15 protein-coding genes are annotated in these 14,313 nt (G+C 54.7%); 7 read left to right on the top strand and 8 right to left on the bottom strand.

Annotation, left to right across the window (positions count from 1 at the left end; translation table 11 throughout):
- Positions 1–24: 24 nt before the first annotated feature.
- The 3 genes from rpmA to ACORNT_RS02880 form a co-directional block, all read right to left on the bottom strand.
- A complete protein-coding gene (gene rpmA / locus ACORNT_RS02890; protein WP_321395148.1) occupies positions 25–282 on the bottom strand; it encodes a 50S ribosomal protein L27 in 258 nt (85 codons plus the stop codon).
- A gap of 3 nt (positions 283–285) precedes the next feature.
- Positions 286–801: a 50S ribosomal protein L21 gene (gene rplU, locus ACORNT_RS02885; protein ID WP_321395146.1), complete on the bottom strand. Its 516-nt coding sequence runs from the start codon at positions 799–801 to the stop codon at positions 286–288.
- Between the two features lie 230 nt (positions 802–1,031).
- The gene (locus ACORNT_RS02880; protein WP_321395144.1) at positions 1,032–1,802 is read right to left on the bottom strand and encodes a cyclic nucleotide-binding domain-containing protein; all 771 of its coding nucleotides are present in this window, start codon (positions 1,800–1,802) and stop codon (positions 1,032–1,034) included.
- A 327-nt stretch (positions 1,803–2,129) separates the two neighbouring features.
- On the opposite strand from ACORNT_RS02880, the gene ACORNT_RS02875 reads away from it, so the two are divergent.
- The gene (locus tag ACORNT_RS02875; protein ID WP_321395141.1) at positions 2,130–2,576 is read left to right on the top strand and encodes a universal stress protein; all 447 of its coding nucleotides are present in this window, start codon (positions 2,130–2,132) and stop codon (positions 2,574–2,576) included.
- Between the two features lie 296 nt (positions 2,577–2,872).
- Positions 2,873–3,448 carry a PEP-CTERM sorting domain-containing protein gene (locus ACORNT_RS02870; RefSeq protein WP_321395139.1) on the top strand — a complete coding sequence of 192 codons (576 nt, stop codon included), beginning with the start codon at positions 2,873–2,875 and terminating at the stop codon, positions 3,446–3,448.
- An 85-nt stretch (positions 3,449–3,533) separates the two neighbouring features.
- Here the strand turns inward: ACORNT_RS02870 and ACORNT_RS02865 are convergent, their stop codons facing one another.
- Together ACORNT_RS02865 and ACORNT_RS02860 are read right to left on the bottom strand one after the other, a co-directional pair.
- Positions 3,534–5,612 (bottom strand): TonB-dependent receptor, encoded by a 2,079-nt coding sequence (locus tag ACORNT_RS02865; protein WP_321395136.1) that lies wholly within the window; start codon positions 5,610–5,612, stop codon positions 3,534–3,536.
- A 104-nt stretch (positions 5,613–5,716) separates the two neighbouring features.
- Positions 5,717–6,289 carry a TlpA disulfide reductase family protein gene (locus ACORNT_RS02860; protein ID WP_321395133.1) on the bottom strand — a complete coding sequence of 191 codons (573 nt, stop codon included), beginning with the start codon at positions 6,287–6,289 and terminating at the stop codon, positions 5,717–5,719.
- Between the two features lie 37 nt (positions 6,290–6,326).
- Here ACORNT_RS02860 and argH point away from each other — a divergent pair, with 37 nt between their 5' ends.
- A complete protein-coding gene (argH, locus tag ACORNT_RS02855; protein WP_321395130.1) occupies positions 6,327–7,730 on the top strand; it encodes an argininosuccinate lyase in 1,404 nt (467 codons plus the stop codon).
- Between the two features lie 15 nt (positions 7,731–7,745).
- Here argH and ACORNT_RS02850 read toward each other — a convergent pair whose 3' ends face one another.
- A complete protein-coding gene (locus ACORNT_RS02850) occupies positions 7,746–8,129 on the bottom strand; it encodes a VOC family protein (RefSeq protein WP_321395127.1) in 384 nt (127 codons plus the stop codon).
- Positions 8,130–8,501: 372 nt separating this feature from the next.
- Between ACORNT_RS02850 and ACORNT_RS02845 the strand changes: the two genes are divergently transcribed.
- The 3 genes from ACORNT_RS02845 to ACORNT_RS02835 all read left to right on the top strand — a co-directional run bounded on the left by ACORNT_RS02845 (position 8,502) and on the right by ACORNT_RS02835 (position 11,995).
- The gene (locus ACORNT_RS02845) at positions 8,502–8,672 is read left to right on the top strand and encodes a hypothetical protein (protein WP_321395125.1); all 171 of its coding nucleotides are present in this window, start codon (positions 8,502–8,504) and stop codon (positions 8,670–8,672) included.
- A 33-nt stretch (positions 8,673–8,705) separates the two neighbouring features.
- A complete protein-coding gene (gene lysA, locus ACORNT_RS02840) occupies positions 8,706–9,977 on the top strand; it encodes a diaminopimelate decarboxylase (RefSeq protein ID WP_321395122.1) in 1,272 nt (423 codons plus the stop codon).
- A gap of 161 nt (positions 9,978–10,138) precedes the next feature.
- Complete coding sequence (locus tag ACORNT_RS02835; protein WP_321395119.1) at positions 10,139–11,995, top strand: DUF4175 family protein; 1,857 nt, start codon at positions 10,139–10,141, stop codon at positions 11,993–11,995.
- Here the strand turns inward: ACORNT_RS02835 and ACORNT_RS02830 are convergent.
- Together ACORNT_RS02830 and ACORNT_RS02825 are read right to left on the bottom strand one after the other, a co-directional pair.
- Positions 11,992–12,387, bottom strand: coding sequence for a response regulator (locus ACORNT_RS02830; protein WP_321395116.1), 396 nt, complete (start codon positions 12,385–12,387; stop codon positions 11,992–11,994). The genes ACORNT_RS02835 and ACORNT_RS02830 overlap by 4 nt on opposite strands.
- 170 nt (positions 12,388–12,557) lie before the next feature.
- Positions 12,558–13,394 carry a zinc-ribbon domain-containing protein gene (locus ACORNT_RS02825; RefSeq protein WP_321395113.1) on the bottom strand — a complete coding sequence of 279 codons (837 nt, stop codon included), beginning with the start codon at positions 13,392–13,394 and terminating at the stop codon, positions 12,558–12,560.
- Between the two features lie 222 nt (positions 13,395–13,616).
- Here ACORNT_RS02825 and ftsE point away from each other — a divergent pair, with 222 nt between their 5' ends.
- Complete coding sequence (gene ftsE / locus ACORNT_RS02820) at positions 13,617–14,312, top strand: cell division ATP-binding protein FtsE (RefSeq protein WP_321395110.1); 696 nt, start codon at positions 13,617–13,619, stop codon at positions 14,310–14,312.
- Position 14,313: the final 1 nt, after the last annotated feature.

Genomic DNA, 14,313 nt, shown 5'->3' with positions numbered 1-14,313 from the left:
GAATCTGTCTTGTTAAATTCCGGCTTACTTTTCCACGTCTACGTGAACGTAGCTGCGTTTGAGTTTGCCTTTTGTGAATTTAACCTTGCCCTCGGTCAGGGCAAACAGTGTGTGGTCCTTGCCCATGCCGACATTGTCGCCGGGGTATACTTTTGTACCGCGCTGGCGAACCAGAATGTTGCCCGGGATTACGGCTTCACCACCGAATTTTTTCACACCAAGACGGCGACCAGCTGAGTCGCGACCGTTACGGGAACTACCGCCTGCTTTCTTATGTGCCATGACTTATTTCTCCTCGGTTTTCTTCGCGGCCGGTTTTTTGGCGGCAGCTTTTTTCGGAGCTGCCTTCTTGGCCGGAGCTTTCGTTTCAGCGGCTGCTTTCGCGGCAGCTGGTTTCTTCGCTGCTGCGGTTTTTGCAGCAGGTTTGGCTTCCTCGGTTTTTTCCGTTTTGGCAGCGGCGGCTTTGGCAGGGGCAGCTTTCTTGGCGGCACCCTTGCCGATTTCCAGAACCTTGAGTACGGTCAGTTCCTGGCGATGACCTTTTTTGCGGCGATAGTTCTGACGACGTTTCTTTTTGAAAATGAGAACCTTGTTGCCGCGGGTCTGCTCCAGAATTTCAGCAGTAACTACAGTACCGCTGACAGTCGGGGATCCAACCTGTACACCTTTGTCATCACCGACCATGAGGACCTCTTCAAGGGTCACTGTTGTGCCGGCTTCGCCGTCCAGTTTCTCAACCTTCAGCACATCATCTTTGGCTACTTTATACTGTTTGCCACCAGTTTTGACGACTGCAAACATTTTGATTTCCTGTTTTTATCCTGGTCATAGCCGGTAACGAACTTGGGTTCGTATTTACTGACCGGGGTATGACGATTCGTCAAACTACGGGGAATCACCCCGTGTTAGAGATGGCGCAATATAGCGCCGGCAAAGCTGTTGTCAAGGATTTTGCCATTTTTCAGGTTGCTAAAATACAGTGGCTGCCAATCCGGAACCCGGCGCACGCAGTCAGGGGGGGAACCGAACCGTCATTCCCCTTCAGCGAGGTCGTGAATGGCTTCGCGATCAAGAAGTATCACATGATGGGCACCTTCAAGCCTGATCAGGCCCGACTGGGCGAGCTTGGTAAACTGACGGCTGACCGTTTCAACTGTTAATCCCAGGTAGTCAGCCACATCGGACCGGCTCATGGGCAGATAGGCGTGATTTTCGGGATGTCCGCCGAGCGCGGCCGTTTTTTCCGCCATATAGAGCAGAAAACTGCATAGTTTTTCCCGGGCTGTTTTGCGGCCGAGCAGAAGCATCTGGTCATGGGCAGATTGCAATTCCGTGGTGGTCATGTCAAATACCCGTTCCCCCAGATTGGGCAGCTCTCTGAATTTCTCGGTAATTTTTTTGCGCGGGAAACGGCAGGTCTCCACCGGGGTGACGGCTTCGGCGGTATAACTGTAGATGTCCTTGCAGGCCAGACCGAAAAAGTCGCCCGGAAACAGGAAGCCGGTGATCTGGCGTCTGCCGTCCGGCAACATTTTCGAAAGGCGGACGGTACCGGCCCGGATGTTGTAAAGATGTTCGGCAGGGTCGCCCTCCGCGCAGAGTATCTGTTTGGTGTCCCGGTTGAAATCATTGGAGATCTCATTGAGCAGGTTGACCTCTTCTTCGTTCAGGGCATTGCACATGGCGACATGGCGCACGCTGCAGTTTTCGCAGGCTGAATGATGGGTGCAATGATCTGATGAAATCACGCGCAAGTTGGACCTGAACTGTCCAGGAGGTGTTTTTCTCACCGATCTGTCCATAGTAATTCCCCGATAAATTATTATACCCTGATATACTATGAGTCATATCTTGAAAGGGTGTTCATGGCAACAATTACCCGCAAAAATACTGTGCAAATATCAAAAAACAAAATGATATTTTGCCGAAATGCCGGTTATCCGACAGAACTGGTTTGTTCTTGCATATGCTGTCTTTTCTACAATCGGGAGGGAGGGGCCCGGCAATTGTCTGATGCGGTCACAGGATGATTGCAATTGATACGAATCAATGCTTCAATAGCTCATAGCAAATAGGATACATCTAAACGGTGTTGATAAAGTCAAATACAAATGAGGCGAGGTAAGCAGATGACAGGCGATCAGGTAAAATTTCTCGTGGGATACGACGGCGGCGAGCTCAGCGAAAGAGCTGCAGAACTGGCGGCCGGCAAACTTGAAGCCCGTGGCGGCGGTATACTTTATCTTGTCTATGTGGTGGACTGGTCCGAATTTGAGGTCATGAGTGTTGAGGAACTGGCTGTTCGTCATTCCCAGCAGATGGAGCAGCTTGAAACGGCTGAAGAGGAAATCATTGCCCCGGCCAAAAAACGCCTCGCGCGTAAAGGTGTGGAAATCAAAAGTTTCGTTCAGGTCGGCCATGCGGCGGATGTCATTACTTCTCTGGCCGAGGAACAGAATGTTGAGCAGATCTTCCTCGGCCACAAGGGCAAGGGCTTGCTGGCCAAGATCGGTCTTGGCAGTGTGGCGTATGGTGTGCTGCAGAAAGCCAAGGTTCCGGTGACGGTCGTTCCCTGATCTTTTTTGTCAGCCACAAGTGACTTGGTAAAGGCCGCCTGCAGAGAGGCGGCCTTTATGATTCCCGAAAGAGGATGATTCTCAAAATGGGACAATATTGTTTTTTTCCCCTTAAACTGTCGGCTTTCTTTACAGTTTTGTGTCGGGCGGTATTTTTCTCATGAAGTTGTTTTTTGTTAACATGAAGTATCTAAAGGGTTTATCAGGAAAATATGGGAACTGGCACGCTAATTGCGAGTATGTTGGGTAGGTGAAGAAAAATTAAGTTGACCTGTAAAATTATAATGAGGTTAGTTATGGCGAATTTATTTAACAATATGATCAAGGCAGCGGCGCTTGCGGCTGTGATGGCTCTTGGCGGTACTTTTGCATCCCAGGCCGCAATCGTTTCCCTTTCCGGGACCTGTGATTTCGGTTGCGGCGATGTGGGTATTGCAGACGGCACAGCCTATTCCGGCGAAATTGAACTTGTTGACTCTGTGGTGGTGCCCAACGGGTCCTTTGACAGTTCTGATGTACTTGGATTTTCCTTTGAACTGGGGACGATGCTGATTAATGATGCCTCTGCCGTGGCCTATAATATGTCCGGTACGTTTGACGCTACAGTTTCTACCCTGGTTGAATTTTACATTGTGGCGACGGAAGCCATCGCTGATGACACCGGTGAAATCATGGTGCTGATCAGCAATGAGTCTTTCTATTCTGCGGGCATCGATGGGTATTGTTCTGACGAGACTTGTACGACTGGTGATGGCGGAGAGATTGTTCTGAGCGCTCCTGAAATCGCGGTTGAGGCTTCCGAGCCCGCCATACTTGGCCTGCTGGGTCTGGGCCTTGCCGGTTTCGGGATTGCCCGTCGCCGCCGCTCATAAGAATTCAATACGTTTATTCTGAAAATGCCAACCTTTGGGCCGCCTTATTAAGGCGGCCCTTTTTTATTGCCGGTCCGGGTAGAAGTTAAAACCCGTAATTGACGCTGAGGCGGAAATTACGGCCCGGCAGCGGCAGGACATCTTTCAGGAAGCTGGCATGCAGCCGACGTTCTGCGTTGGTCAGGTTCTGCACCTGTAGGCGCACAGCCAGATCTTCCTCGTTGCCCATAGGCTTCCATGAGGCTTCCAGGTTGACTTCTGTGTAGCCGTCGGTAGGCAGTTCGTGTTCGGTGATGTTGTCCTGGGCGCTGACAAAGCGGACTTCCGCCCGCCCGTCAATATAGTCGCTGGCATAGTCGGCCCCGACACCGAAGCGGAACGGCGGGATGCGCGGCAGATTGCCAAGATCATCATCAAGCTTTGCCCGTACATAGTCAGCCATCACATCAACGGTCAGTGACTTGTCCGTCTGTTCCCAAAGCATATAGGAGGCCTCCGCTTCAAAACCCCAGAAGGTGGCGTCATTCTGGCGGAACTGGAAGACTTCGAGGCCGTCTTCCTCCTCCCCGGTTTCAACTTCATAAATAAAGTCCTGATACCAGGTGTGATAGAAATTGATTGTCGCATCCAGTTGCTCGGCCTGATATTTGAAAGACAGTTCGGCCGTCAGTCCCTTTTCTGTTGTGAGGTTACTGTTGCCCCTCTCAAAGGCGCCGGTGGCAAGGTGCGGTCCGTTGGAAAACAGTTCCTCGGCGTTGGGGGCCCGTTCGGCCCGGCTCAGGCTGATGCCGATCAGGCTGTTTTCACTGGGATGATAGGCGGCGCCGGCAGACAGGCTGACGGTATCAAAGCTGCGGGAAATATCGAGGGCGTTATTATCTGTTTTCTGGTGGTCAAAGCGGGCGCCCATGTCCAGGGTGATTTGATCCAGTTCCACTTCTTCCACGGCAAAGATGCCCCACTGAAAGGTGTCGGTCGGCGGCACAAAGGCTTCGTCGCCGATGGCTTCAAAGTCCCGGCTTCTGAGATGCACGCCCATGGAGCCGTGCCAGTTGCCACGCTCCTTCTGGATCAGTTCCAGACGGCCTTCCCAGCCCTTGTTCTTGAAGACGGTACCTGTGGCTTCACCCTCCAGTTCCTTATGTTCGTAGTCGCCGTAGCCGAAGCGCAGGCGGGCCTTCTCAAACAGGGCGAGGTTCATCTCGCTTTCCCCTTTCAGGTCAAAGCGGACCTGTTCAAGGTCAACCCGGACGGGCGCCTCTTCCTCGTGTTCTTCTTCCTCAACTCCTTCTTCTTCATGAGCATGACCGGCAGGAACGCCGTAATTGCTTTTTGAATAGCTGACGGAGCCGCCCAGCGTGGCAGTATCGCCAATCCAGCTCAGGCCGAAAGCACCGCCCTTGTTTTCCAGGCTGGAATTTTCCACCGAACTGCCGCCTTCTTCAACCGTTTCAATATGGCCTTCGGCTTCGTGCAGGGCCTCGCTTTCGGCAGATCCCGGGATGTCATAATCGCCGGTGTTGCGGTAATAACCGTTGACATGTACGGCAATCTCGTCGGCGAGGCCTGCGGTCACTGCGGCACCGGCGGAAAAATCATCAGCCACGGTACCGTAACTGAGGCGGGTGCGACCTTCCAGATCTCCCTCCGGCATGACACTGGGAATACGATCGTCAATGATATTGACCACGCCGCCAATGGCATTGTTGCCGTAGATCAGGGTGCTGGCGCCTTTAAGCACCTCTACCCGGCGGGCGGTCAGCGGATCGCCGGCAACCGCATGGTCGGGGCTGGTGTTGGCCGCGTCAATGGTGCCGATGCCGTTGGTCAGTATGCGGATGCGGTCGCCGCCAAGGCCGCGGATCACCGGTCGGCTGGCGCCCGGGCCAAAGAAAGTGGAGTTGACCCCCGGAATATTTGTCAGGGTTTCACCGATGGTGGCCGCCATCAGTCTGTCCAGCTGTTCCTCGGTGACCAGGCTCGATCCCTGCAACACATCCATCTGGCTCTTGGCATGGGGGGTCGCGGTGGAAAAAATTTCCTCTATCTCGTGACCATGCTGATGGACCTGGCCTGGATCGGTAGATGCGGGGTCGGCCAGGGCAGGGACGGCAGAGGCGGCGAACAAAAGACAAATCAATCGACTAGAGGAAAGTGTAGACATTATGATACCTAATTAATGTTATAATATATCGTTATGTTGCTTTTATGTTATATTGTTGCAATGGTGTCAAGCGCTCTTCTGTGAATTTTTTGACAAGAGTGTCCTCAGGGCGTCAGGACATGTTCAATGAGACTCCTGGCATCCGGCGAACTCCATTCCGCCGGTCCGACAAGCCGGCCCAGTTCTTCGCCCCTTTCATTGATCAGAATAGTGACCGGCAGGCCAAGCACACCGATGGAACGGCTGAATTTACCGGTGGGATCAAGGTAGGGCTCAAGCGAGGTGACGCCGATCTCGTCAAGGAATTTCTGCGAGGCCTCCCGGCCGCCCCGGTCCATGGACAGGATGACGACCTGGAAATCATCGCTCTGCATTTCCTGGTTCAGGGCCTCCAGGTCCGGCATTTCATGACGGCAGGGGGCGCACCAGGTTGCCCAGACATTCAGAAGGATCACTTTTCCTTCAAACGAGGACAGGGTGATCTGTTCACCAGACGGGCTGGTGAAGGGGAGGTCGGACAGCCGGGTCGGGGGGGCTTTGGGGGTGAATTTTGCCATTTTTCCCACCGCCAGGGCTTGCAGCGGGCTTTCTTTTGGCGTATCTCCGTCCTTTAGGAAAAAAAGTGCCACAATAACCAGAGCGATGAGTGCAACAAGAGCTGGAAGAGTTCTTTTCATAAATCTGCCCGTTTACCTTTGTCTGCAGGATTGAAAAATGACCGAAAATGACAAAAAATCAGCCAATGCCCTGTGGGGCGGCCGTTTTGCCGCCGGACCTGCCGAAATCATGGAGAAAATAAACGCCTCCATCGATTTTGACAAACAGTTATACGCCCAGGACATTCAGGGGTCAAAAGCGCACTGCAAGATGTTGGTGGCCCAGGACATTATTTCAAGGGCAGACGGTGACGCCATTCTGCAAGGGCTGGATCAGGTCAGGGAAGAAATCGAGGCCGGCAAGATGACCTGGGACCCTGCTCTGGAAGATATTCATATGCATGTGGAATCCCGGCTCAAGGAAATCATCGGCGAGCCCGCCGGCAGGCTGCACACGGCCCGGTCCCGCAACGACCAGGTGGCCACCGATTTCAAACTCTGGGTCAGGGATGCCATCGACCAGATGGACGGGGCGCTGAAAGGCCTGCAGACGGCGCTGGTGGAAAAGGCGGACAAATATGCGGACGTGATCCTGCCCGGGTTTACTCATCTGCAGAGCGCCCAGCCCGTGACATTCGGTCATCATCTGCTGGCCTATTTTGAAATGTTTTCCCGTGACCGCGGACGGCTTCAGGATGCCCGCGCCCGGCTCAATGAATGCCCGCTCGGCGCGGCGGCCCTGGCCGGTACCTCCTTTAATACCGACCGTTTTATGACCGCTTCTGAACTTGGTTTTGACCGGCCTACCGCCAACAGCCTGGACAGCGTGTCGGACCGGGACTTTGCCCTGGAATTCCTGGGCACGGCCAGCATCTGTGCGACCCATGTCTCCCGCTTGGCGGAAGAGATTGTCATCTGGTCGTCGGCCCAGTTCGACTATATCAACCTCAGCCATAAATTCACCACCGGTTCCTCCATCATGCCGCAGAAGAAAAATCCCGACGCAGCGGAACTGTGCCGGGCCAAGGCGGGCCGGATCATCGGCGCACTGAACAGCCTGCTGATCGTGATGAAGGGGCTGCCGCTTGCCTATTCCAAGGATATGCAGGAAGACAAGGAAGCAACTTTTGATGCTGCCAACGCCTTCAGCCTGGTGATTGCCGCCATGACCGGCATGGTTGATGATATGGAAGTCAAGGCGGATAAAATGCTGGCCTCGACGGCCAGAGGTTTTATCACCGCGACCGATCTGGCCGACTGGCTGGTCCGGGTGCTGGGCATGCCGTTCCGGGACGCCCATCATGTGACCGGCACACTTGTTGCGAAGGCGGAACAGAAGGGCTGTGATCTGGATGGCCTGACGCTTGCTGAAATGCAGGCGGTGGAAGCAAGTATCACCGACGATGTATTTTGCGTCCTGTCGGTGGAGGATTCGGTGGCCAGCCGCACAAGCTATGGCGGGACTGCTCCCGTACAGGTACGGGAGCAGGTAAAAGCTGCGCGAAAGCGTCTTTCAGAGTAAAGAGCGCCTGAAGGCTTAGCTCATCGCGCTCATGTCCATGTGGAAGACGCAGAGTTTATTGCCGTCGAGATCGCGGAAATAGGCGCCATAAAAACCGGGGATACGCTCGCCGGGAGCACCTTCGTCACTGCCGCCCAGTTCCAGGGCTTTGGCGTAAAGCTCATCGACCTGCGCGCTATTCGCGGCGGCAAGGGAAATCATTGTGCCGTTGCCCACCGTGGCGGGTTTGCCGTCCCAGGGTTTGGCAATTGCCACCATCGGGCTGCCCGGTCCGGTGGCCCAGGCGACCAGCCGGTCGCTCTCGATGGCCCGGCCGGCCTTATAGAGCGACAAAAGCTCATCATAGAATTTTGCCGCTTTTTCAAATTTATTGGTCCCCAATGTGACGTAACCGATCATTTCTCTTCTCCTTGAATTACGGTTGAACTGCTGAAGCCTACGCACCTTCAGACGGTCCGGCAAGAGGCAAGCGCACATAAACCATCAATAAAATGTGAATGGGAATTTGACTTAAATTTGACCCGCTTGTTAAGGGCCTATAAAGATGATGCGGTCAGGATGGGCGTCGGGTGTTTGGGACGGAATTAAAAGGAACTATAAGATGAAATATATTATTCTGTTACTGTCGGCTGTAATTCTGGCCTCCTGCAGTGTACCTATCGTCCCGGTAATCTGATCGACCTTCATTATCGCGTCCTGTCTGTTTATCCGCTTATTTTAATCGTGGAAACTTTTGTCGCCTGATGCTAGATATGCCATCAGGAGAACACCATGAACCTGAGCCATAAGCTGAAATCTGCCCCTTATCTTCGCGCCCTTGTGGCTGCGACGGTTGTTGTTGCGTCCCTCTCCCTGCAGTCCTGCGGGAAAAGAAGTGCGCTTGAACCGCCTCCGGGCTACCAGACCACAGATCAGCCCGCCGCTCAGGAACAAGGCGAATAAAAGCAAAGCCGATCTAGAATAAAGGATAAGACAATGGATCATTTCGGGTACCGGAATGGCGAGATGTATGCGGAAGAGATTCCGGTCCGGGAAATTGCCGAGGCCGTGGGAACACCATTTTACTGTTATTCCAGCGCCACCCTGGAGCGACATTACAAGGTATTTACCGAGGCGTTTGAGAAACAGGGCCTGGATCTTCTGCTCTGTTATGCGGTAAAGGCCAATACCAACCAGGCGGTGATAGCCACCCTGGCCGCCCAAGGCAGTGGCGCTGATGTGGTCTCCGAAGGGGAATTGCGCCGGGCGCTGGCGGCGGGAATTCCGCCGGAGAAAATCGTTTATTCAGGCGTAGCCAAAACCGCCGGGGAAATGGCCTTTGCCCTGGACAGCGGTATTTATCAGTTCAATGTGGAATCTGTGCCCGAACTGCATCAGTTGAGCCGGGTGGCCAGCGAACTGGGCCGGGAAGCCGCCATTGCCTTCCGTATCAATCCGGATGTGGACGCAAAAACACATGCCAAGATTTCGACAGGAAAATCGGAAAATAAATTCGGTGTGCCCTGGGTAGAGGCCCGGAAAATTTATGCCGAGGCGGCGCGTCTGCCGGCAATCAAGGTGGTCGGTCTGGACGTGCATATCGGCTCCCAGCTGACCGAGCTCGAACCTTTCAGGGAAGCTTTTGTAAGGGTTGGCGGACTGATTGGACAGCTCAGGGAGGACGGCCACGAAATTTCCCGTCTGGATCTCGGCGGCGGTCTGGGTATTCCTTATGACCCAACTGTACAGGAGCCTCCTTCTCCCGACGCCTATGCCGCCATGGTCAAGGAGGTTGTCGGTGACCTTGGCTGCCGCATTATCATTGAACCTGGCCGTCTGCTGGTAGGGAATGCGGGCATTCTGGTCAGTCAGGTCATTTATGTCAAAGAGGGCCAGGAACGTAAATTCCTGATTATTGATGCGGCCATGAACGATTTGCTAAGACCGAGCATGTATGATGCCTATCATGAAATTGTCCCGGTTGTACAAAATGGACGTGACGCGGAGGTCTTTGATGTGGTCGGACCTGTCTGTGAATCCGGCGATATCTTTGCCAGAGGCCGGAAAATGATGCCACTGGAAAGTGGCGGTCTGCTGGCGATTCGCTCTGCCGGTGCTTACGGGGCAGTAATGTCATCGACCTATAATACACGCCGGCTGGTGCCGGAAGTGCTTGTAAAGGATGATAAATTCTCGGTTGTCCGGCCCCGGCAAACCTATGAGCAGCTGATTGGGCTTGATCAGCTTCCCAACTGGCTGGCACAATAGAATAAACAGACCGGAGATTTGCGATTACAAACAAGACGGGCAATTTTTTATTCGGCAGGACCGGAATTAACTCACTGGCCTGCGCGCTGCTGCAAAGTGGCGCTATTGTTCTTTTATATCTCGGTCTGTCTTTCCTTGATGTCTGGGGCTATATGCCCGACATGGCGCATCTCGCCCTTTATGGCGTGGCGGCGGGACTCGCGATAAGTGTTTTTTTCCTGTCTCTCCGGAAAAACAAAAATCTTTCTTTTTGGCTGACGGCCAGGAATTTCGGTCTCTGCGCGTTGCTTGTCGGCCTGTTGGCCCTGATTGCCGGGGACGATCTGGATCGTCGCTGGACAATTGCCGGCAAACCCAGGGCCCTTTTTGACTATCCGGTTGCCGTGGTTCACGCCCGGATCGTGCCGCCCGCCTATACCGGGTCCGCTCCTCTGGAAAAGGAATTCATTGCCGATGGCCATCGCTCCGCCGGGACGGATCTTAACCCCGTGCCCCAGGGCAGCCTGCTCAGGGTCAGGCTGGAAAACAGTCCCTGGCCGGTGGTTGTCAGGGCCGGTCGGCAGGAAGTCGTGCTGACCGAAACGACCGAGGGGATTTATGAGGGGGAACTTGTCATTGACCGGGCCACAAGCTGGCAGGTCAGGCGGGGCAGCGAGAAACTTGGTGTCTGGCCGGTTATTCTGCTGCAGGATCAGGCGCCTGAGATCCGGGAATTCCGGATTGCCGAAGAGCTGACGCCACTTGGTCTGTTGCCGGTGGAGGTTGATGCTGCTGATGATTATGGAATTGCCAGCCTGAAAATTCTGGTAACCAGTCAGGACCATCCGGACGCTGACCCCTATGAGCTGAAGCTGCCGGTTGAGAAACTGTCGGCCTATGACGGCCGCTTTTATGTGGACCTGTCCATGGCGGGCGCTGCCGGCGGCACCGCAACCTTGACGCTGGTTGCCGAGGATGAGGCGGGTCAGGTCACCGTCCGGGACGTTCAGGGCATTGCTATTGCCCGTCGTGAATTTTCTGATCCGATTGCCCGCAAGATGGCGAGCTTGCGGGAAGAGCTTCTGGAGCATCCTGAGAACCGCCATGCCATTGCCCGGCAGATTATGGCGTTCAGCCTGCTGCCTGAAGAAGAAGTCGGTTCGCCGGTCTATCACCTGGCTCTGCGCTCCGCTTACTGGCGGCTGGTTAATCCGGCCACTCCCGGGGATCCGGAAGAGGCGCGGCGGATATTGTGGGATGTCGCCAATCTTACCGAAGGTGGTGCGGGCGGCCAGATCGAACTGGCTCTGGTGGAAAAACTGGATGCGATCCGTCTGTCGTTATTGCAGGGGCAGTCTGTGGACGCGGTCAGGCATGAACTTGCCGATCTGGACGGCCTTTTTGCCCGCTTTTCCGGGAGCGAAGAATCGGCTCAGCTCGCCGGAGATGAAATCCTTGATCACCGGGTGCTGCACAAGCTTTACGGGCGTGTCCTCTATTATGCGGACAAGAAACATCATGACAAGGCGGAACGACTGATGGATTATCTGCGCACGGCTGTTGTCAGCAGGGATGTTTCCTTCCTGACCGTGGGCGGATACAGCCGTTTTATCGCCGCCACCCAGGGCCAGCAGATCATGGACAACCTGATCGGCATTCAGAAACGGCTGCTGGCCAACAGCTACAAGGGGGGACTGAAAGCGGAAATTGTGACCACTGACAAGTCCGGGCACTATGAGGCGCGGGTCCGCCGCGAATGGCAGGAATGGAGCGATACCCAAAGCAAACTTGGTGCATCGCTTGAACAGCTTTCCTCGGCCCTGGTGGATAGCGGTATCGATTCACGCAATGATGTGGAAGAGATCAGCCGACTGATCGGCGATGTTCTGGCCAGTCTGGAAGCCGGGCAGATGGAAACAGCCGCCCAGTATCAGTCGCAGATCCTTGTTCTTCTCAACAACCTGAAACACCGGCTGGGCGACGAACTTTACCATGCACCGCTGATCCGGGCGCTTGAGGAAGAGGAAAGCGGAAGTTAGGCGCGCAGGGCGGACCTGTCCGGCGCGGCAGAACCGGTGCCGAGCACATTGTCGACCGCATCACAGATTTCATCCAGAGAAAAAGGTTTGCTGATCACATCGTGGATCAGGGCCTCTAGGTTATGGGCCCGCTGTTTTTCATGGGCAAAGCCGGTCATCATCAGGATCGGCATATCCGGGTAGGCCGCAGAGGCTTTCAGGGCAAGGGAAATACCGTCCATCACCGGCATGACGATATCTGTCAGCAGAAGATCATAATGATTCTTGCTCAGGGCATCAGCCGCGGCACCGCCATCAGAAACGACATGTGTGGTATGGCCACGCAGCTCCAGCGCCCTGCTTACAAAGGCGCTGACTGCTTCTTCATCTTCTGCAATTAGGATATGTGCCATTTTGCCGCTCGTTAACCATAATGGATTCTTCTGAATCCGTCTTAGCGGAAAAACCTTTAAATTTGCTTTACGCCATTTAAGGGCTTAACGGGCAAATATATCACAATTTGAGCAGAAAAAGCGAATCTGGGGGAATTTTACAGCTCTGCGGACCTGCCGGAGGGTCTGTTTCACTCCTCGGTAAAGCTGACCCTGAGGTCACGGGCGTCGGCAGGCGGATTGGGCAGGGCAGTCTCAAAGCCGACAACATCCTCAGGCGGCAGAATGCCGGGTGAGGTCATGAAGGTCCAGTTTCTGATGGTGACGCCGCGGGCATCCTGCAGGGAGACCTGCAGGGGCGGCACTTCCTGCTTCGTTTCGGTAATATTGCGAACTTCCCCGCGGACCACCAGATAGGAAGTGCCATTCCGGCTTTCCTTGGCGGGAACCAGATTCTGAATGACCAGCCGCTCAGAGACCGGCAGCCGTGGTTCTTCCTTTTTCTTCTCCGTGACGTGTGTGGGGGCGGCTTCCCCGTCCAGGCCGATGGCATGGTAGAGCTTGCCGGACGGCGGCCAGAGTTCAGTAATCGTGTCATGGAAAATCAACAGTCCGCTGATGACAATGGTGACAAAGGCACAAAGTGCAACCCAGCCCCACTTGCTTGAGCCATGATGATGGTTCTGCAGGGCCGGCAGGTTTGAGCCCTTGGGAATCGGCCGCGGTCGTTTTTTGCGCTGTCTGATGGACAGGTCAAAGTCGGCGCCGGAACCCTCGTGTGCGCCGGCATCGGGATGTGGGGCTTTAGGTGTCTCTTCAGGAGAAGGAGCCGTTTCTTCTGCAGGTTCCGTCTCTTCTGCAAGGCTGACCTTGTCCTCGGCTTCGTTGATAACCGGAATATCGGCGGCCGGCGGGCTTTCATGCCAGGTATGCCGGCATTTGGCACAGCGCACGGTTCGACCTGCGGGCAGCAGGGCCTTTGGATCAACCACATATTTGGCAAGACATTCAGGGCAGGTCAGTATCATGCAGGTGCCTGTATTATAAGCCTTTTTACAGTGTATATTTTAACCATACTTATAGTCTGCCGATTCCCCCTATGCAAGGGGCCAGACGACAGGGCATGATTTTGACATGTTTTTCAGGCAGATGGAAAAAGAATTGTCCGCTCTGACCTATTGAAACTTGCGTTTGGCCATATCGGCCGGATATGCTCTGTCAGAACTTGAAAAATGTGAAAAGGTTTGTACGTGATCCGTTTCGAAAATGTTGGCATGAGATATGGTATGGGCTCCGAGGTTTTGAAGGATATTTCCTTTGATCTGGAACCGGGATCACTTCACTTTCTGACCGGCCCCAGCGGCGCCGGAAAGACGTCACTGCTTAAGCTGATGTATCTGGCCCACCGGCCGTCACGGGGCGTGATCTCGATGTTTAACCAGGATGTCAGCGCTACAGAGCGCAAGGGGCTGCCCCGGTTGCGGCGCCGGATTGGTGTGGTGTTTCAGGATTTCCGCCTGCTGGATCATCTCACGGCTGTGGAAAACGTGGCCCTGCCGTTACGGATAGCCGGCGGAAAAGGGCCTGAAATCGATGAACATGTGGAAGAGCTCCTGAGCTGGGTCGGCCTCAAGGACCGGATGGCGTCGCGGCCATCGACCCTGTCGGGTGGGGAAAAGCAACGGGTGGCCATTGCCCGGGCGGTGATCAACCGGCCGGACCTGCTGCTGGCGGATGAGCCGACCGGTAACGTGGATCCGGAAATGGCGGAGCGGCTGATGTATCTGTTCGTGGAACTGAACAAGCTGGGCACGACAACGGTTATTGCCACCCACGACATGTCGCTTGTACGCAAGATCGGGGCGAACCGGATGCATTTACATGACGGCCATCTGCAGATGGTCAACGCCGGGGAGTCTCCCGTCAACCCGGTCGGGAGGAACTAGA

Source organism: Emcibacter sp., from assembly GCF_963675455.1.
In the GTDB taxonomy this organism is placed as follows: Bacteria; Pseudomonadota; Alphaproteobacteria; order Sphingomonadales; family Emcibacteraceae; genus Emcibacter.
This window is presented reverse-complemented; position numbering and strand designations above follow the sequence as displayed.